Source organism: Flavobacterium sp. DSR3-2 (assembly GCF_049896525.1).
GTDB lineage: Bacteria > Bacteroidota > Bacteroidia > Flavobacteriales > Flavobacteriaceae > Flavobacterium.
In genome coordinates this window covers 366,532-385,472 of record NZ_JAFCUM010000001.1, presented here as the reverse complement: position 1 = coordinate 385,472, position 18,941 = coordinate 366,532, and the positions used below count along the sequence as shown (strand labels likewise).

The window sequence follows — 18,941 nt, the reverse complement described above, 5'->3', positions numbered from 1 at the left end:
GTGAGTTCGTTTTTTTATGGTTTTTCTAAACTGTCTTTCACAACGCTTAAACTATCTTTTATAATAGAATTTGAAACAGCAGCTTCCAAAGCATTCACAACAGATACAGGTCTTGGTTTTATTTTTTGTCTAATGACCACAGCATCATTTAAAACAAAAGGCGTTGGCATCATCCAGTTTTCTCTTTTTGCTATTTGAAATAAAGGGTTTGTCATTAAATCAAAAGAGCTTTCCATCAGTTCCATGTCTAAAACTGTTGAGGCATTTATGCTGAACTGCATTTCTAAAGGTGCGTTTCCAACAACATAATAACTCAATATTTTCTTTCCTTTTCGTTGGTAAAGCGAATTTTTCTGGCCTAATGTGGTCACGCCATTGGCTTTGAAATTATGAATAGCCATTTTTTCATTTGCAAAAATATCATAGCGATTTACGTTTCGATTCGGAGAAATTTTAATTTTAAAAAATCTTTGATTGCCCACGATTCTGTCTTCCAGAAATTCTATACTTGGTTTCAGAATGTCTTTTTTGGGCGCTTCGGAAGCATAGGTAAAACCAGAATTGTATTTGCTGAACAATGGTATTTCGTTCAGAGCGGTTGCGTTTTTCGGGTTTTCACCCAAATAGCCTTTGGTCCAGGAGTCAAGATTGGTGTCATACGTTGCCCAATTGGCTTGATCCGTATCGGCATTGTACACATATAGCAAACTGTTTGATTTGGCTTTTCCATATTCGTAACCTGATTCGGAGTGTGCTTTTGCAAAAAAGCCAATGGCAAAAACTAAAAACACTAAAGACCAAATTCCTTTTTTGGCGAAAGCCCCAAAAACGGGTAACAATAGAGCAAAGATCAAAACAGTAAGAACAGCACTTCCAAAAAGCACTTTTAATCCCAAACCAACAGGAAACATTTGGATGAAAGGCGCTATGATGATCAAAGCAGGAATGCTTAAAAAAAGATTTAATGTTTTATTTGATTTTTGAGTAACAATGAAAATACCAAAAATAATCAGACCAAAGTACACTGGGATAATCAAAAATCCGGCTCCTTGTAAACTAAAAGCAAGAGCTCCATTTATCAAAATCCAAATAAATAATGGCGCTACATAATGATTGATGGTTACTTTTCGTTCTGAAAATAAATGATAGAAGAGCATGCTTATCGCCAAAGCCAAAAGTACAAATGCGGCAATATAAGCGTGTCCGTTGTACGTAAATCCGTTGAGTAAATCATTGTATTGCGGATACACATTTAGCAATGCTTTCCAGCCAAAGAACGTAATTAATCCAGTACTAATTATCGAGGCGAAAAACGGAATAAATCCTTTTATAATTACGCGCAACGATAAAATACGCTTGGCTTTTCCTAAAAACAACAGGAAAATAAATAGCGCCAGTGCGATTATGACCATTGGTAAAACCCAGCTAAAAGGATAGCTTATAAAAGTATACGGAATGGTAAAGTAGACATAATCTTCGCTGGCTTGTGTCGTGCTTAAGTTGGTATTTGAAAAATAATTTAACAACGGCATCAAATAAGAACCTTGATGTGCCAGTGTGTTTTTGTTCAAGTGATGGATATCGTCCTGAGCAGTATGATAATTAAAATGGTCATCGATAAAAGCAAAATTATAGCCTTGAATATTGCCTTGTTCCCTAAAAACAGTCAAATCGGTATCATTGGGCAACATTTTATAAATGCTGTACATCAAGGAATTTGAAACTGGAAAAGTCGCTTTTGCGGCAGCGAACTCTTTCACTAATCCAGCATTTCCCTTGTTAGTTTCCATCAGCATGTAGCTGGGTCCGGAAGAACCACGTGCTTCAAAATTGAGGACCAAACCTATTTCTTTTGCCCATTGATGTTGGGTTACAAAAAGTGCAGAGCCGTTTAATCCTAATTCTTCCGCATCTGAAAACAGAATAATAATGTCATTTTTATGCGAAGTTTTATTGTATAAAAAAGCACGAATACTCTCCAGAATTGTCGCTACACCAGAACCCGCATCGCTCGCCCCTTTCGAGTAGGAATGTGGCGCGCTGTCATAATGAGAAAGCAATAGTAAGGCCTTCGAACTATTGGAACCTTTTATTCGGGCTAATATATTTTTTGACTGCACCAGATTTCCCCAATCACTCAAGGTATATCCTTGCTGGACGGAAGTTAGCAGTCCTAAGTTATTAAGCTCTTTCACGAGATAATCAGCGACTACTTCATGTTCTTTGGAACCTACATAATGCGGTTTTTTTGCAATAGCTTCTACTTGGGTCAAAGTTCTTTTGGTCGAAAACTCAGCAAGGGAACTTTCTTCATTAGAAGTCCAATGTGGCATCATGGTTAAGTAAATCAATCCTAGAGTTCCTAGGATAAATAAACCGGCAAAAATGGAGGAATAATCTTTTTTCATTTTTAGTTAGGTAGATTTTGGGGGGGAGATCTGGTGTTAAATATCTTTTTTGACTATCATATAAAAATCATTGTCCAAAAGCATATACCCTTGGTCATATAGGAAATAGTAGGTATTTCCAGTTTTGGTTTGTAAAATATTGGTAAAAAATTCAAAATCGAAACCTTTGCTTAGGAGTTTAGTCCGTGTGGTTTTTGATTTTCCGTCAGTATTAATTTCAGATAAAATGCGATAGTTTTTGCGCAACTTGTTGTTGATGTTGCGCATAAAATTAGTACTGTCTTTGTTTATTTTATTATTGAAAGCGTTACGACAGCCGTCGCTACAAAACTTTTTGTCTTCACGGCCTACAATTTTTTCTTCGCATTCTAAGCAGGTTTTGTTCATGGATTGATTTTTTTGATGTCGTATAAGTCAGTTCTACGATCTTTTAGAATTCGAACACTTCCGTGCTCGTGAAGTTCTTTCAGTAAATCTAAATCTACATCGACAATCAGTGTCATCTCCGTATTTGGAGTTGCTTCAGCTTTGATTCCGTTACTTGGAAAGGCAAAATCAGAAGGCGTAAATACTGCGGATTGCGCATATTGAATGTCCATGTTGTTCACCTTTGGGAGATTACCCACACAGCCAGCTATGGCAACATAACATTCATTTTCAATCGCTCTGGCCTGCGCGCAATGTTTGACTCTGGTGTAGGCATTTTGAGTATCAGTCAAGAACGGAACGAATAAAATGTTCATTCCTTCATCCGCCATTAATCGGGATAATTCAGGGAATTCAACATCATAACAAATCATGATGCCTATTTTTCCGCAATCAGTATCAAAAGTCTTAATTTGTGATCCGCCTGTCATTCCCCAATGCTGTACTTCGTTTGGAGTGACGTGAATTTTAGCATACATTTCAGAAGTCCCGTCTCTTTTACAAAGAAAACCAACATTGTATAACGTACCATTTTCCAGGTAAGGCATGCTTCCCGTGATGATGTTGATATTATAAGAAATGGCTAATTCCTGAAAGCGTTTGCGAACAGGTTCTGCATGTTTGGCTAATTCGCGTATGGCTTCCGCTTCCGATAAATGGTTGTAATCCGCCATCAATGGAGCCGTGAACAATTCCGGAAATAAGGCGAAATCGCTTCCGTAACCAGAAACAACATCTACAAAAAATTCACATTGTTCGAATAAAGCTTCCAGATTATTCAATTGACGCATTTGCCATTGAACGAGTCCCAATCGGATTACGCTTTTTGCGAGGTTTATCAGTTTTGGACTTTCGTCGTAATAAATGTTATTCCATTCCAGCAAAACGGCAAATTCTTTAGAATCTGAGTCGCCTTCCAAGTAGTTTTTAAGTACTCGGATCACGTGAAAATCGTTACTCAACTGAAAAGAAAGAACAGGGTCATGCAATTCTTTCCTTTTTACTTTTTCGATATAATTTTTAGGAGTGAGTGTTCCTGCGTGTTGTCCGTAGTTTGGAATCCTGCCGGCAAAAACAATTGCTTTCAAATTCAATTGTTCACACAATTCTTTTCGGGCGTCGTATAATCGTCTTCCAAGGCGCAGTCCTCTGTAATTTGGATGAATAAAAACATCTATTCCGTATAAAACATCTCCTTTTGGGTTATGAGTAGAGAAGGTGTATTTTCCGGTTATGTCCGAATAATTATGGTTTTTATCTACTAAACTTTCGTCAACAATTAGAGACAAAGCAGAACCAACTACTTTTCCATCTACCAAAATTACCAGTTGACCTTCGGGAAAAAGGCTTAATAATTTTTCAATGTGATGTTCTCTCCAGTAAGAACCTACCATTTCCTTGTACGATTCTACCATAGAGTTTTTTAACTCTTTATAGTCATCAAATTTCAGATTTCGTAACTCTACTTTGTTTATTTTGGTTTGCATAAAAATTTTATTTTATCAAATATATATAAATTTTCCCATTTACAAACGCTTACAAATAGTTACAACCGAAAGTAAGTAGTTAGCAACCGAATACTTTTTGACAGTCAGCGCATCTTTGCAGTGTTGATTTGAAAGAACAATTCAACAAATAACTTATATACACTAACATTTAAATTTTACACGCCATGAGTACATTAAGAAACAAAGTACAGTTAATTGGACACGTTGGGAATGATCCGGAAATCAAATCATTTGACGGAGGGAAAAAGTTGGCCAATTTTACATTAGCAACTAATGAAAGCTACAAAAACGAAAAAGGAGAAAAAGTAGAGGAAACCCAATGGCACAAATTAGTGGCTTGGGGAAAAACGGCTGAAATTATAGAAAAGTATGTTACCAAAGGCAAAGAAATTGCGATCGAAGGAAAACTAACCCACAGAAGTTACGACGATAAAAATGGCGAAAAAAGATATGTCACCGAAGTAGTCGTTAATGAGGTAATGCTTTTAGGAAAATAAAATCAGTTCCCAATAGTAAGTCCCGGTTTGCAGCTAAATTTTACTGCAAACCGGGACTTTTTTTAACAAAAATTGAACGCTTTTATTGGTTCATTAATTCCTGAAAACAATCCACAAATTGTCCGAGATGAAAACCATCCATCAATCCGTGATGAACATGAACAGACATTGCCATGGTTTTTTTGCCGTTGTCAGCAATTTTCATTTTTCCAAACGAAATTTTAGGACAACTATCCGGAAAAGTATAACTTCTTGCGTGGGATAAAGAGGTAAAATCTAACCACGGAATCGCCGAAAAGTGAATGACATTATCATCGTCAAATGATCGGGTAAAGAGTCCGGTTGTAGTTTGAATACGTTCGATTTCGTTAGAGGTGTTTGTTGCAAAAACCGAAAAATCAGAATTGTATTCAATCAATGAAAAACCAAACGTCCCGTCTTCCCGACCAATAGTCGCTGAAGCATTAACTTGGTCACAAACATATATATTGTTGTCTGAAATTCGATAGCGAAACGATTCAATCGCATTCACTGCGATCAATGTATTATGTAAATAGTAACTGAAAAAGGAAGCTTTCAATGCTTTTGCAGTTGTGTATGCTTTAGTACAATCAATTTCGACAGTGGCGCCAAAAAAGGGTTCTTCAAATTGTCTGAAAAAATGGAAGTGTTCTTTTCTTGACCAATTTTCTATATCTAAAAGGGTTCTCAAAATGGGATAATTTTATTTATTTTTCAAAAGTACTGCTAATGTTTTGAATCATAAATCCGTTTTTTTGGAATTTTTGTTTTAAGGAACTGAGCAAATGTTTTTCAAATCGAAACAAAAAGACATAAAAAAACCCTAAAAGAAATTTCTTTTAGGGTTTTTATAGAATATAGAGAGATAATTATTTTACTCTGAAAGTAACTCTTCTAACTAATTTTCTTGCAGCATCTGAATCTTTATCAACTGAAGTGTCTTCACCAGCAGCTACAACATTCAATCTTGACGCGTCAACATTAGCTTTTATCAAAGTATTTTTTACATTATTTGCTCTTGCAGCAGATAATTTATCATTGTATTCTGATCTACCTAATTCGTCAGCGTGACCAATAATGTCAACTGTAGCAGTAGGATTGTTTCTTAAATATGTCAAGATAAAATCTGTACCTTCTGTAGAAACATTTGTTGGAGTAGACTTATTGTAATCAAAATAAACAGCAACATAACCACCGTTGATTAAACTTTTGATTAAATCGTTATTGTAGATAACAGAACCGTCACCAGTATTTCCAGCATAATTTTTCAAGATGTATGCTTCAGTATCGTCAGCAACATTGTTGCTGTTCTTATCAATTGATCTACCTTTTGTATCCACCATTGCACCTGCAGGAGTATTAGCTTCTTCATCTAAATAATCAGCTACACCATCTTTATCTGTGTCTAACATTTTATTTTCAATTGCCATAAATCTTTGGTCAATTGCGTCGAATCTACCTTCATTGTCAATCACCCAGTCAGCATGTTTTTCGTTTTTACCTAAGTAAACTGTTAAACCTACAGTACCATTAAAAAGAATTCCTGAAAATCCTCTTGCGCTACGAGTACTTGCAGCATCAAAAGCAGCATCTTGAGCAGCATTAAGGATAGTTGTGAAATCTCCTGTCAAAGCAATTCTGTTTGATAGTTTGATTTGACCTGTTACACCAGCAATGAAGTTACCCATTCTGTCTTTCAATGCAGAATTTTGATCTTCTAATTGCGCTAAACCAAAACCAGCATGACCGATTAAACCAAGTGTATTGGTCCAAGTTTCAAAGTTCATGATTCTTCCTAAGTTAGCAACGGCTTGTAAGTCTGCTCTGTAATATTTAGTGTCGAAATCAATTGAATTGTTTTTTCCTTCAAAACTGTTCATTCCAAGATCAGCTTTCAAACCAAATTTGTTATTAAACATATATCTAACTCCAAGATCAGCCACGAAAGGACTTGGCGTAGAAGTAAAATAACCAGCAGTCATTGGTCGTTGTGTTTTATTAACACCACCTGCAATTTCAATAGACCATTTATTATAGTCGTTTTCAGTACTTTTTACAGTTTCTGTCTGAGCACTCATTGTAGTAATTGCTGAAGCAAAAACTAACGTAAGTATAATTTTTTTCATTTTGGGAAAATTTTAATTTTCGGCAAATTTACTACACAAAATCGTTAGATTTACGAAAAAGAGTAAATTATATAAGAATTTGTTGTAATTTTATAAAAATAGGGTTCAAAAAGAGCTTTTATTGGATTATTTGCAAGATCAGAAGAATTTTTTTTTAAAATCTAAAAATTTTTATGGCGAATTAGATTACAATCCTGCTTTTTAATCGTTCGTCAGAATTTCAAATGTCTGATTAATAGGCACTTATTTTTTTGTTTTTGATAGCAGATTTAGTGTTTTATAATTGTCTTAAAACCTCCGTGATTTTTTCGAAAGCACTGAAGTTTTCATGCTCCACTTTATGGTCAATTTTTTCGTGTGCCCAAGTTGTATGAAACGGAATATGAACGGCGTGTCCGCCAATGGCCAAAACTGGTAAAACATCAGATTTCAAGGAATTTCCAATCATTAAAAATTCTTCCGGTTGTATTTCCAATCGTTTTATTAAATCGGAATAATCAATTTCTTGCTTGTCTGACATCACTTCGATGTGGTGAAAATAATGACCCAAACCCGAATTGTGTAATTTTCTTCGCTGGTCTAATAAATCGCCTTTGGTGGCAACCACTAATTTGTAATTTCCGTGTAAAGCTGCTAAAGTTTCTTCGACACCTTCTAATAAAACAATCGGTTTTTCGAGTAATTCTTTTCCATATTGAATGATTTTTTCGATGATTTCAATAGGAATGGTATTATTTGAAATATTCATGGCTGCTTCAATCATCGAGAGAATGTAGCCTTTTATTCCGTATCCGTACAATTTTAAATTATCAATTTCTACTTTAAATAGTTCTTTGGAAATCCCTTGATGGGACAGATAATCTTCCATTAAACCACAGAATTTCTTCTCGGTTTCATCAAAATACGTTTCGTTGATCCATAAGGTGTCATCAGCGTCGAAAGCAATTATTTTTAGATTCATAGTGTGTTATGTTTTTTGGGGATAATTACAAAAGCTAATTCTGAATTATAATTTTGCAACTAGTTTAGTTGTAAAATTTGTCTTCTTTCCACAGTTCAGGATTGGTTTCTATATAATTTTGTATTCTCTCAAATGATTCGGAATCACGAATAATATGGTCATGAAAACGTGCTTGCCATTCAAAATCAGCATGGATAAAATGCGCATTTTTGGTTACCACCGATTTGTAGGAACGAATTATGGTGGAAATCGTTCCTCGTTTAGGAGAAATTTTTGACATTGTTTCATTTATTATTACAATATCTGTATTATTTGTAGAGACGTTGCAATGTAACGTCTTTACAACGGTATTTGATTCAATTACATTTTTTTTGTCAATTATCAATATTCCATGAATGTGATTCGGCATAATAACATAATTTCCCAATTCAACAAATGGGAAATGTTGGGGTATTTCTGCCCAAAATTGATCCGTCAATTTTCCGATTTCATTCAACTGCATTTCATTTTCATCATTAACCAAAACGATTTCGCCAAAAAAATGTTCCCGGTTTGAAGTACAAATCGTTATAAAATAGGCCCCGTTATTTCCATAATCCCAATTTTTCAATCGGGCAGAGGGTATGCGGTATTTATTTTGGAATTTGGTATTCATATTATTTCGTTCGGATTTATCAGATAGAGACGTTGCATTGCAACGACTGCCGTCTCCTGTACATTGATGATAACGAATATAATAATTTTTTATATAATTTCTGAATGGTTCTTGGTTAAAACAGTAGAGACGTTGCATCGCAACGTCTCTACGTAATCGTGGATATATGAATGTTTAATTTATCGTCTCCCCATTCGCAACTCCATCATTATCTGGATTTACAAACACTAATTTTCCTTCGGTATTAGTTGTCATCAAAATCATTCCCTGACTTTCTACGCCACGAAGGTTTCTTGGAGCCAAATTCACTAAAACAGTGACTTTTTTCCCTACAATATCTTCTGGTTTGAAACTCTCCGCAATTCCAGAAACGATGGTACGCACGTCAATTCCGGTATCTATTTTCAAAATCAAAAGTTTGTTCGCTTTCGGCATTTTTTCGGCTTCCAGAATCGTTCCTGTACGGATGTCCATTTTGGAGAAATCCTCAAATTGAATCGCTTCTTTCTGTGGTTCTGCTACTTTATTTTCGGCTTTGTTGGCTGTTTTAGTCGCTTCTAGTTTGTCTATTTGTTTTTGAATTTCCTCGTCTTCAATTTTGGCAAACAATAATTCGGCCTCGCCAATTTGGTGTCCCGCTTGAATCAAATCAGAAGTTTGAGCAATAGTATTCCAGTTCAATGGACTTTCTATTTTTAGAATTCTTGATAATTTTTTGGCTGTAAATGGCAAGAATGGCTCGCAAAGTGAACTTAACGCAGCCGCAATTTGCAATGCCACATACATTTGAGTTTGTACGCGTTCCGGATTGTCTTTAATGACTTTCCAAGGCTCTTCGTCGGCCAAATATTTATTTCCCAAACGGGCCACATTCATCAATTCGCTCAACGCTTCACGGAATCTGTAACGTTCCAGAGAGCTTGAAATCACAGCGGGATACGCTTTTAATTCAGCGAGAGTTTGTTCATCAACTTCTGATAGCACATTTGGTTGCGGAACAATTCCGTTGTAATACTTATTGGTTAAAACCACGACACGATTAATGAAATTCCCGTAAATCGCTACTAACTCATTATTATTTCTCGCCTGAAAATCTTTCCAGGTAAAATCATTATCTTTCGTTTCCGGTGCATTTGAGGTCAACGCATAGCGCAAAACATCTTGCTGATTTGGGAATTCTTCTAAATATTCGTGAAGCCAAACCGCCCAATTTTTAGACGTCGACAATTTATTTCCTTCTAAATTCAAGAACTCGTTAGCAGGCACATTGTCCGGTAAAATATAGCTTCCCTCAGCTTTCAACATCGCCGGGAAAATTATGCAATGGAAAACAATATTATCTTTCCCAATAAAGTGAACCAGTTTTGTATCCCGATCTTTCCAGTACGGTTCCCAATCTTTTCCTTCGCGCAAAGCCCATTCTTTGGTAGAAGAAATATAGCCAATTGGCGCATCAAACCACACGTATAATTTCTTTCCTTCGGCACCTTCAACAGGAACATCAATTCCCCAGTCGAGGTCACGAGTTACCGCACGAGGCTCTAAACCACCGTCAATCCATGATTTTACTTGTCCGTAAACATTCGGTTTCCAGTCGTTTTTATGTCCAACGAGAATCCATTCTTTAAGGAAATCTTCATAACGGTCCAAAGGCAAAAACCAGTGTTTCGTTGCTTTCATAATCGGAGTTTCTCCCGTAATGGTCGATTTTGGATTTATCAAATCCGTAGCATTTAAGGTCGAGCCACATTTTTCGCATTGATCGCCGTAAGCTTCTTCGTTGCCGCATTTTGGACAAGTTCCCACCACAAAACGATCTGCTAAGAATTGGTCTGCTTTCGCATCATACAATTGCTCGGTTACTTCTTCAATAAAATCACCTTGTTCATACAATTTTCTAAAAAATTCCGAAGCCGTATCATGATGGATTTTAGCCGAAGTTCTGGAATAGTTATCAAACGAAATTCCAAAATCAGAGAACGATTTACGGATAATTCCATCATATTTATCGATTACTTCCTGTGGCGTAATGCCTTCTTTTTTGGCTTTCATCGAAATCGCCACGCCGTGCTCGTCACTTCCGCAAACAAACAAAATGTCTCTTCCCTGCAATCTTAAATATCTGGAATAGATGTCCGAAGGCACGTAAACACCCGCCAAATGGCCAATGTGAATCGGTCCGTTCGTATAAGGCAATGCAGCTGTAATCGTATATCTTTTTGGATTCTGTATCATAAAATTATTTTTAGATTCTGAAATTAATTCAGAACAAGCTGCAAAAATAAGCAATAGAATTTTTATTTGGAGCTATTTCCCGCTATCCGTTGCAATCTTTCTATTTTTAAAGAAAAAATAGAAAGGATTTTCACTTCTATCGGGGCTAAAAGATTTCGTATGGTGACAACTTTTTACGCTAAGCATATTTAGTTATCTAACAATACTGAAAGATTCAAAAACTTAAGATCAGCAATATAAAACTCTAAAAAATAGTATTATATTTACATTTTTTTTGCCAAAGTATTTTAAATCTAAACGCTTACAATTAAATTCAACTATTTATTAAAATGAAAAAAATAACGATACTGTCACTGTTTTTATGTGTTTTTTCTGTTTATTCTCAAATTCAAAAAGAAGTTTCAAGCGATTGGACTTCTTTTAACCAAACTATAACCATTCAAACTACCGTGTCAAAAAAGTTTAAAGTAATTGCCTCTGTAAAAGTGGAGTCCGAAGAACCTATGGCTTGGGCTGGGGTTTGGGCTAGAGTAGATACCAAAAATGAAGAAGATGGCTTTTTTGATAACATGAATGATAGACCAATTAAAGCAAAAGCTTGGCAATCCTATACTGTTGAAGGAATTATTGATACCAATACTAAATCATTAAGTTTTGGTGGCTTGTGTTTATATAATGGAAAATTCTATTTCGATAAATTTGAATTGCTTATTGAAAATGAAAAAGGCATTTTTGAACCAATTACGGTTTTAAATGCCAGTTTTGAAACTCCTGTAAAGAATGGTGATATTCCAAAATGGGACTTAGGAATATCCAAAAACAAAATAGTTAAAGTAAAAGAATATAAAATTATATCTGATAAAAGTAACGTTGATGGAAAGTTGGGGTTATTGATCGAGGGAAGTGGTATAAAAATAAAAGAGACTGGAAAGATCGGTAATGTTGAAGGAGCTTCACCTCAAATTGGCGCAATGATTTCGATGCTTGAAGATTTAAAAGACCGTGTTGAAAACACAGTCAAAAATATGGATAAATACGAAATTGATTATTTACATGATGAAGAAGCTAATAGGATTGGGGCTTTGGTAATGCATTTAGCGGCAGCCGAGGCTTATTATCAAGTTGTAACCTTTGAAAACAGAGAATTTAACCCAGAAGAAAAGAAAAAATGGGGTTTGGCTTTAGATTTAGATAAGGGTGGTCGCAATGAGATAAAAGGGCATGACATACAGTATTATTTAGATCTATATAATGAAGTTAGAACAAAAACGATAACTGAGCTAAAAAAGAAAGATGATGCTTGGTTTGCTACAGAGCAAAAAAGATATGGTGTAACAAACCAGTATTGTTGGTTTCATGTTATGGAACACCAATCCAGTCATTTAGGGCAAATTTTATTTTTAAAGAAAAGGATTCCGCCGCAAATGGCAGTGGATTTGGAACAAAAGATTAAAAACTAAAGTAATAAAATTTTATCAATAGTACGTCAATTAGGAAAGCCACGTTATTAATGTGGCTTTTTTCATCTTTACAAACGGAATTAATAAAGACTGTAAATTATGACAAAAGGACCCGAAAAAAATACCAAAAATAAGGCTTTACATACCAAATTGCTGAATCGGAAAAAGACTAAACTTCAAGAAGAAAAAAAAGAAAAAGCGATACGTTTGAAAGCTTTAGTGACAAAAATGAATCAGAAAAAGACTAGTGACGAATAGGATGTCAATTGAATAGTAACGCTAATCAATCTGTGCTAATCTGTGCAATCCGTGGCTAAAAAAACATTTCGATTCCTCACTATTTTACCCGAAATTTGCAGCACATATTCAAATAAAAAACCTATGGAATTCGGTAGAATAATTATTTCAGAAACAGCAATGAACAGTGAAAATCTCCAAGATGTAATTCACTCTAATATTTCAGTAATCAACTTAATGCGTGAGGAAGGCGTAAACGATGATTTGATTCACGAAGATGCCATAATGAGTTATTATTTAGATTATTACACATCACAATATACCGAAGGAAATTTTGCTCAATTTGTATACAATTCGGGTTGGGATAAAGAACTGAACGAACTGATAGAAGAAGGTTTGGCTTTGATTGGCGCCGAAAAGCATTTGGACTTGTTTCAACAGCAATCCAAAAAAGTAAAATTGATGAGCAGTGTCAAGCTCAATAAATTCCTAAAAGGGAAACTGGAAGGCGTAAATCCTATCCGAGATTTACTCAACAACGACGCTTTTTTCGAAATAGAAGAGAATTTGGTTACTTTGAATGCTAATTTCTTGAAAACCCACCCCGATTTTGAAGTGCTTTCTGTAGATGACATGTTCGCCACTTTAGAAGAATTTGTGGGTCATGAGATAAAAAGAGAGTAGTCGCTACAATTATTTTGTTCAATAATTACAGGCTTTTTAGGATAATGTCAAATTAAGTATATTTTTGTCCGAACTAGGAGCATTTGGTTAATCAGACAAAAATATAACTTTAGAAATTTATGGAAACACTAAATCAATTTTCAAAATTATTTGTGTTGGATATTCGCAATATATTGGGATTATTGTTTTGGGGTAATTTTGCTTTAGCTACTTTAGTTTTCACCTTCCGTTTGACGGATTCTAGCAAGGACAATAAAACACATTTGTTGGTATTTGGTTGTTCTAAAATTTTTCAATCCTTTGCCTGGTTAGCTTTTTTTCTAAGAACAGACACTAGTGCATTTAATCCAATAAATATTATCATTCCCAATACTTTAGTTTTTGCAAGCTATTACCTTGAGTCCATCGCTATGCTCATGATGGTTAAAGACAGTTCTAAAAAAGCTCATCGAATACAGGCATTACTTTTCGCGATTGTACTGTTAAGTTTTTATTACGCTGTATGGATTAAAGCTGAAGCTAACATCAGAGTTGCCCTGGCTTCTCTATCTATTTTTTTATTGTTGATAATTCCCGCTTTACGATTTTTAACAGAAACACGAAGCAGTTTGTTCAAAAAAATACTTGGGTTTAATTACATCATATTATTGCTAACCTTGATTTTCAGGACTATTTACTCTCTTTTTTATACTAAGACAAGTCTTTACAATGCTGGTCCTACGCAAAACATCATGTTTTTGATTATATTTCTTATGATGATAATCAGCGGAGTTGGTTATTTGCTTTTATTGCAAGAAGAAAAAGAAATACAAATCAAAAAACTGTTAGGGGATAAAGATAAATTTTTTTCCATCATTGCCCACGATTTAAAAGCGCCGTTTAATGGAATCATTGGACTTTCCGAGTTGTTATTGGAAAAGAAGGACCATTGCGACAATGACGAGAACAACGAATTTATTCAGCTCATTCATCAATCGTCAAAGAATACCTATTCATTACTCGAAAATCTTTTAACTTGGGCGCAATCTCAAACCGGAAGCATTGAATTTAGCCCGAAAAAATTAGAAATAATTTCAGTTGCTGACAAAACGATCAATTTGTTGGCCAACATTGCCCAGAATAAAAATATAGCCATACGGTCTCAAATAGAAAAAAACGAATATGTAATTGCCGACAGGGATATGCTTGAAACAATCCTTCGCAATCTGGTTTCTAATGCCATAAAATTTACCCAAACGAATGGCGAAGTGCTTCTTTCGATGACAAGAGAAAATAATCAAACCGTGTTTTCTGTAAAAGACAATGGCATTGGAATTTCTCCAGAAAAAAGCGCTGGGTTATTTACAATTGACCAAAAACACTCAACATTCGGAACGAATGACGAGACAGGAACAGGATTAGGACTGATGTTATGCAAAGAATTTGTTAAAAAACACGGCGGTAAAATTTACGTTGAAAGTCAAATTGGAAAAGGAAGTGATTTCAAGTTCAGCATACCCAATAGTTTTTAATCAATGCCTACCCTAAGTATTTTTTTCAAATGAAAACTTTGTCCCAATCTTATCAAACATTTCCTTAAATTTGCTACCATTATTATACAAGTTAGCGTTTAAAAAATCAGGATATGTTACAAATTGCATTTATTAGAGAGAATCAAGAAAAAGTAATCACCGCTTTGGCAAAGAGAAACATCGATGCTACAAGTGTTGTTGAAGAAGTGGTACAACTAGATGAAAAACGTCGCGCTACGCAAGTGGAGTTAGACGGAATTTTATCCGAATCTAATAAATTATCCAAAGATATTGGTGAATTGATGAAAGCTGGAGAGAAATCGAAAGCCGCAATTTTAAAAGAAAAAACAGTTTTATTGAAAGAGAAAAGCAAGAAATTATCTGAAAGTGCTGATGTACTTGCTGCTGAACTTTTGGAAAAATTATACACATTACCCAATCTTCCTGCAGATATTGTTCCTGCTGGGAAAACACCGGAGGAAAACCTAAACGTTTTTGAAGAAGGGGAGATTCCAGTTTTGCACGAAGGAGCGCAACCTCATTGGGAATTAGTAAAAAAATACGATATTATCGATTTTGAACTTGGAGTAAAAATTACTGGAGCAGGATTTCCGGTGTATAAAGGAAAAGGAGCCAAGTTGCAACGTGCTTTGATCAATTATTTCTTGGATAAAAATACCGCTGCAGGATACAATGAAGTTCAGGTTCCGCATATGGTAAATGAAGCATCGGCTTATGGAACGGGACAATTGCCAGACAAAGAAGGGCAAATGTACCATGATAAAACCGATGATTTATATCTGATTCCAACGGCTGAGGTTCCAGTGACGAATTTGTTTCGTGATGTTATCTTAAACGAAAATGAATTGCCAGTTTTAACGACGGCTTACACGCCATGTTTCCGCAGAGAAGCAGGTTCTTATGGCGCGCATGTACGTGGATTAAACCGTTTGCATCAATTTGACAAAGTTGAGATTGTTCGTGTAGAACATCCAGATAAATCGTATGAAGCTTTGGACGGAATGGTGGAACACGTTAAAAATATTCTTCGAGAATTGAAATTACCATACAGAATATTGCGTCTTTGTGGCGGCGATATGGGTTTCACAGCTGCTTTGACCTATGATTTCGAAGTGTTTTCTACCGCGCAAGATCGCTGGTTAGAAATCAGTTCGGTTTCTAATTTTGAGACTTTTCAAGCGAATCGTTTGAAATTACGTTACAAAGACAAAGACGGAAAAAATCAATTAGCACACACCTTAAACGGAAGTGCACTAGCTTTACCAAGAGTTTTGGCCGGAATTTTAGAAAACTATCAAACTCCGGAAGGAATCGTAATCCCGGAAGTATTGCGTCAGTATTGCGGGTTTGATATTATAAATTAAACATAACATTACTGAAAAACATTTTGTTGATGAAAAGAATTACGGTGTTCTGTGGCTCCAGTTTTGGGAATGAAAAAAATCACGAGGTTCAAGCTATTTTGCTGGGACAGGTAATGGCTAGGAAGAACATCGATTTGGTTTACGGTGGCGCAAAAGTTGGTCTAATGGGTGCAGTTGCAGATGGTGTTTTGAGCGAAAACGGAAAAGTATTTGGTGTTTTACCCCGTTTTTTGATGTCTAAAGAAGTGGCTCACGATAATTTGACAGAATTAATTATTGTAGAAAGCATGCACGAAAGAAAAACCAGAATGAATGAATTAAGCGATGGCGTAATTGCATTGCCTGGTGGATTTGGAACTTTAGAGGAGTTTTTCGAAATGCTGACGTGGGGGCAACTCGGACTTCATAAGAAACCCATTGGGATTTTAAACGTTGATGGATTTTATGATTTATTATTGCAATTCATTCAAAAAATGGTTGATAACGGTTTTTTAAAAGAAATCAATCAAAAGATGATTTTGGTTAGTGATGATGCGGAAGACTTATTGAGCAAAATGGAAAATTACACAGCGCCGGAAGTTGGAAAATGGATTAAAAAGGGAAATGAATAAAGACGTAAATCTGTATTCCATAATCCAAATCTGAATTAGAAAAACAGATAAAAAAATGAAAAAAATCGTTCTCTTAATACACCTGTTTTTATCGCTATTTGCGTTTGCTCAAAACGAACAATTGGCGCAGTATTATTATGATAAAGGCGATTTTGAGAAAGCGAAGATCAGTTATGAAGAGTTGCTGCAGGAGATTCCACAAAATTCACAGTATTTTTTAAGAATAATAGATTGTTCTCAGCAATTACAGCAGTTTGAAAGCGCCGAAAAAGCCATTCAACAACGACTTGAAAAATACAATCAAGGAAATCTTCTGGTAGAATTAGGATACAATTTTCAGTTGCAAAAAAATGAAGCTAAGGCCAAAATTCACTACGAACAGGCGTTAGACCGAATCAAAAAAAATCCAAATGATGTTTACGGAATTTCCAACGCTTTTGAGAGAAAAGTGTTGCTCGAACATGCGCTAAAATCGTATCAAACCGCTTCAGAACTTGATAAAAATTTTAATTTTAATTATCAAATTGGATTGCTTTACGGTCAATTATCCAATATGGAAATGATGATTTCTACGTTTCTGGATGAGGCATATGCCAATCCTCAAAATTCCATTAGAATCCAAAATCAGCTGGTTCGTTTTATGATGGATGAAGGTGACGCAAACTTCAATGAAATATTAAGAAAGGCGCTGATTGTAAGAACCCAAAAAAATCAAGATCTGTTTTGGAATCATTATTTGAGTTGGTTTTATGTCCAACAAAAAGAATTCGAAAAAGCATTTATTCAGGAAAAAGCCATTTATAAACGTAATTCGGAATCGCTTGCTAACATTGTAAATTTAGGGCAGTTGGCAATTGAAGACGAGAATCAAGAAGCAGCTAAAGAAATTTTAAGTTTTGTATTGGAAAATACACAAGATTTAGAATTGCTTATCCAAGCGAATTCTTATTTGGTAACAATGAGAATTGAAAAAGCATCTGAAAAAGATTTTGCAGCCATCAGTACGACATTAGACGGTTTGTTGAAACAGTTTGGGCTAAGTCCTTTTACCTTATCTTTGCAGCTGATTCAGGCACATTTCACGGCATTTAATTTAAAAAAACCTGAGGAAGGAAAGGCAATGGTCAAGCGAGCCCTGGAATTGCAATTGAATGATTATGAAGTGGCTAATGCCAAAATGGAACTGGCCGATATTTTGCTTTACGAAGAAAAATTCAATCAGGCTTTAATCTATTATTCGCAAATTGAATTGGATTTAAAAAATGATGTAATGGCGCATGAAGCCAGTTTGAAAGCCGCAAAAACCAGTTATTTCAAAACCGATTTTGCTTGGGCGTTGAAGCAATTCAAGGAATTGAAATCAGCCAATACGCAGTTGATCGCCAATGATGCTTTGGAATATTTTCTGTTAATTAACGACAATACCGTAGCAGATTCGACACAAACAGCTTTGAAGCAATTTGCAAAAGGAGATTATCTGTTGTATCAAAACAGAAATCAGGAAGCTATAACACAGTTTCAATCGATTTTGAAAAACTACAAAGGACAAGAAATAGAAGCTGTGACCTTGTTGCGATTAGGAAAAATATATGAAAAGAAAGGCGATTTTGCTTTGGCTTTAAGCCAATACCAGACTATTATCGACCAACATAGCGACGGAATTTATATAGATGAAGCGTTGTATTTTTCTGCAGAAATTTATAACAAGCAATTGATTCCTGAAAAAGCGAAGCCGTTGTATGAAAAAGTATTGTTCCATCACCAGGACAGCATTTATTTTGTGGAAGCGAGGAAGAAATTCAGACAATTGCGAGGCGATACTAATTTATAAAAAAGGTTAATTGGTTATTTGTTTATACGAATAACCAATTAAACAAATCAACGACTAAACAGTTAAAAATGATACTATACAACGTTACCACAAACATACACGAAAGCGTTCACGATCAATGGATGATTTGGATGCAGCACAAGCATATTCCTGAAATTCTGGCTACAGGGAAATTCTCTTCCGCAAGAATGGTGCGGGTTTTAATTGAAGAAGAAATGGGCGGAGTGACCTATTCGGTTCAATATGCCACAGAGAGTAAAGAAACTTTGGAGAAATATTACCAGGAAGATGCACCGGCTTTTCGTGAAGAAGGATTGAAATTATTTGGAGATAAAATGCTGGCGTTTAGAACGGAATTGGAATTGATTGCTGATTATAAATAGTC

17 protein-coding genes are annotated in these 18,941 nt (G+C 35.3%); 9 read left to right on the top strand and 8 right to left on the bottom strand.

Features of this window, described 5'->3' with window-relative positions:
• Window positions 1–14 precede the first annotated feature (14 nt).
• The 3 genes from ACP7AV_RS01625 to ACP7AV_RS01615 all read right to left on the bottom strand — a co-directional run bounded on the left by ACP7AV_RS01625 (window position 15) and on the right by ACP7AV_RS01615 (window position 4,321).
• On the bottom strand, window positions 15–2,336 hold the full coding sequence (locus tag ACP7AV_RS01625; protein ID WP_426090792.1) for a M28 family peptidase: 2,322 nt from the start codon (window positions 2,334–2,336) through the stop codon (window positions 15–17).
• A gap of 108 nt (window positions 2,337–2,444) precedes the next feature.
• Window positions 2,445–2,795, bottom strand: coding sequence for a hypothetical protein (locus tag ACP7AV_RS01620; RefSeq protein WP_426062568.1), 351 nt, complete (start codon window positions 2,793–2,795; stop codon window positions 2,445–2,447).
• The gene (locus ACP7AV_RS01615) at window positions 2,792–4,321 is read right to left on the bottom strand and encodes a GNAT family N-acetyltransferase (RefSeq protein ID WP_426062569.1); all 1,530 of its coding nucleotides are present in this window, start codon (window positions 4,319–4,321) and stop codon (window positions 2,792–2,794) included. Before ACP7AV_RS01615 ends, ACP7AV_RS01620 begins: the two co-directional genes overlap by 4 nt.
• Window positions 4,322–4,506: 185 nt before the next feature.
• On the opposite strand from ACP7AV_RS01615, the gene ACP7AV_RS01610 reads away from it, so the two are divergent.
• Complete coding sequence (locus ACP7AV_RS01610; protein WP_426062570.1) at window positions 4,507–4,839, top strand: single-stranded DNA-binding protein; 333 nt, start codon at window positions 4,507–4,509, stop codon at window positions 4,837–4,839.
• Between the two features lie 82 nt (window positions 4,840–4,921).
• Here ACP7AV_RS01610 and ACP7AV_RS01605 read toward each other — a convergent pair whose 3' ends face one another.
• The 5 genes from ACP7AV_RS01605 to metG all read right to left on the bottom strand — a co-directional run bounded on the left by ACP7AV_RS01605 (window position 4,922) and on the right by metG (window position 10,837).
• Window positions 4,922–5,551: a CatA-like O-acetyltransferase gene (locus ACP7AV_RS01605; RefSeq protein WP_426090493.1), complete on the bottom strand. Its 630-nt coding sequence runs from the start codon at window positions 5,549–5,551 to the stop codon at window positions 4,922–4,924.
• A 178-nt stretch (window positions 5,552–5,729) separates the two neighbouring features.
• Entirely contained in the window at window positions 5,730–6,986 is a 1,257-nt protein-coding gene (locus ACP7AV_RS01600) for an OmpA family protein (protein ID WP_426090492.1), read from the bottom strand.
• A gap of 277 nt (window positions 6,987–7,263) precedes the next feature.
• Window positions 7,264–7,947 carry an HAD family hydrolase gene (locus ACP7AV_RS01595; RefSeq protein ID WP_426090491.1) on the bottom strand — a complete coding sequence of 228 codons (684 nt, stop codon included), beginning with the start codon at window positions 7,945–7,947 and terminating at the stop codon, window positions 7,264–7,266.
• A gap of 64 nt (window positions 7,948–8,011) precedes the next feature.
• Complete coding sequence (locus ACP7AV_RS01590; RefSeq protein WP_426090490.1) at window positions 8,012–8,602, bottom strand: transposase; 591 nt, start codon at window positions 8,600–8,602, stop codon at window positions 8,012–8,014.
• Window positions 8,603–8,776: 174 nt separating this feature from the next.
• On the bottom strand, window positions 8,777–10,837 hold the full coding sequence (metG, locus tag ACP7AV_RS01585) for a methionine--tRNA ligase (protein WP_426090489.1): 2,061 nt from the start codon (window positions 10,835–10,837) through the stop codon (window positions 8,777–8,779).
• Between the two features lie 329 nt (window positions 10,838–11,166).
• On the opposite strand from metG, the gene ACP7AV_RS01580 reads away from it, so the two are divergent.
• The 8 genes from ACP7AV_RS01580 to ACP7AV_RS01545 all read left to right on the top strand — a co-directional run bounded on the left by ACP7AV_RS01580 (window position 11,167) and on the right by ACP7AV_RS01545 (window position 18,939).
• The gene (locus tag ACP7AV_RS01580; RefSeq protein ID WP_426090488.1) at window positions 11,167–12,297 is read left to right on the top strand and encodes a DinB family protein; all 1,131 of its coding nucleotides are present in this window, start codon (window positions 11,167–11,169) and stop codon (window positions 12,295–12,297) included.
• 99 nt (window positions 12,298–12,396) lie between these two features.
• The gene (locus ACP7AV_RS01575; RefSeq protein ID WP_426090487.1) at window positions 12,397–12,555 is read left to right on the top strand and encodes a hypothetical protein; all 159 of its coding nucleotides are present in this window, start codon (window positions 12,397–12,399) and stop codon (window positions 12,553–12,555) included.
• A 123-nt stretch (window positions 12,556–12,678) separates the two neighbouring features.
• On the top strand, window positions 12,679–13,218 hold the full coding sequence (locus tag ACP7AV_RS01570; RefSeq protein ID WP_426090486.1) for a DMP19 family protein: 540 nt from the start codon (window positions 12,679–12,681) through the stop codon (window positions 13,216–13,218).
• Between the two features lie 119 nt (window positions 13,219–13,337).
• Window positions 13,338–14,729 (top strand): sensor histidine kinase, encoded by a 1,392-nt coding sequence (locus tag ACP7AV_RS01565; RefSeq protein WP_426090485.1) that lies wholly within the window; start codon window positions 13,338–13,340, stop codon window positions 14,727–14,729.
• Window positions 14,730–14,842: 113 nt separating this feature from the next.
• Window positions 14,843–16,114, top strand: coding sequence for a serine--tRNA ligase (gene serS / locus ACP7AV_RS01560; RefSeq protein ID WP_426090484.1), 1,272 nt, complete (start codon window positions 14,843–14,845; stop codon window positions 16,112–16,114).
• Between the two features lie 29 nt (window positions 16,115–16,143).
• Window positions 16,144–16,725 carry a TIGR00730 family Rossman fold protein gene (locus ACP7AV_RS01555; protein ID WP_426090483.1) on the top strand — a complete coding sequence of 194 codons (582 nt, stop codon included), beginning with the start codon at window positions 16,144–16,146 and terminating at the stop codon, window positions 16,723–16,725.
• 55 nt (window positions 16,726–16,780) lie between these two features.
• On the top strand, window positions 16,781–18,556 hold the full coding sequence (locus ACP7AV_RS01550; protein ID WP_426090482.1) for a tetratricopeptide repeat protein: 1,776 nt from the start codon (window positions 16,781–16,783) through the stop codon (window positions 18,554–18,556).
• 68 nt (window positions 18,557–18,624) lie between these two features.
• Window positions 18,625–18,939 (top strand): DUF4286 family protein, encoded by a 315-nt coding sequence (locus ACP7AV_RS01545; protein ID WP_426062582.1) that lies wholly within the window; start codon window positions 18,625–18,627, stop codon window positions 18,937–18,939.
• Window positions 18,940–18,941: the final 2 nt, after the last annotated feature.

Coding starts and splice junctions, on each gene's coding strand:
- ACP7AV_RS01625 (WP_426090792.1), bottom strand. CDS start 2,336: ATGATGCCACATTGGACTTCTAATGAAGAAAGTTCCCTTGCTGAGTTT.
- ACP7AV_RS01620 (WP_426062568.1), bottom strand. CDS start 2,795: ATGAACAAAACCTGCTTAGAATGCGAAGAAAAAATTGTAGGCCGTGAA.
- ACP7AV_RS01615 (WP_426062569.1), bottom strand. CDS start 4,321: ATGCAAACCAAAATAAACAAAGTAGAGTTACGAAATCTGAAATTTGAT.
- ACP7AV_RS01610 (WP_426062570.1), top strand. CDS start 4,507: ATGAGTACATTAAGAAACAAAGTACAGTTAATTGGACACGTTGGGAAT.
- ACP7AV_RS01600 (WP_426090492.1), bottom strand. CDS start 6,986: ATGAAAAAAATTATACTTACGTTAGTTTTTGCTTCAGCAATTACTACA.
- ACP7AV_RS01595 (WP_426090491.1), bottom strand. CDS start 7,947: ATGAATCTAAAAATAATTGCTTTCGACGCTGATGACACCTTATGGATC.
- ACP7AV_RS01590 (WP_426090490.1), bottom strand. CDS start 8,602: ATGAATACCAAATTCCAAAATAAATACCGCATACCCTCTGCCCGATTG.
- metG (WP_426090489.1), bottom strand. CDS start 10,837: ATGATACAGAATCCAAAAAGATATACGATTACAGCTGCATTGCCTTAT.
- ACP7AV_RS01580 (WP_426090488.1), top strand. CDS start 11,167: ATGAAAAAAATAACGATACTGTCACTGTTTTTATGTGTTTTTTCTGTT.
- ACP7AV_RS01575 (WP_426090487.1), top strand. CDS start 12,397: ATGACAAAAGGACCCGAAAAAAATACCAAAAATAAGGCTTTACATACC.
- ACP7AV_RS01570 (WP_426090486.1), top strand. CDS start 12,679: ATGGAATTCGGTAGAATAATTATTTCAGAAACAGCAATGAACAGTGAA.
- ACP7AV_RS01565 (WP_426090485.1), top strand. CDS start 13,338: ATGGAAACACTAAATCAATTTTCAAAATTATTTGTGTTGGATATTCGC.
- serS (WP_426090484.1), top strand. CDS start 14,843: ATGTTACAAATTGCATTTATTAGAGAGAATCAAGAAAAAGTAATCACC.
- ACP7AV_RS01555 (WP_426090483.1), top strand. CDS start 16,144: ATGAAAAGAATTACGGTGTTCTGTGGCTCCAGTTTTGGGAATGAAAAA.
- ACP7AV_RS01550 (WP_426090482.1), top strand. CDS start 16,781: ATGAAAAAAATCGTTCTCTTAATACACCTGTTTTTATCGCTATTTGCG.
- ACP7AV_RS01545 (WP_426062582.1), top strand. CDS start 18,625: ATGATACTATACAACGTTACCACAAACATACACGAAAGCGTTCACGAT.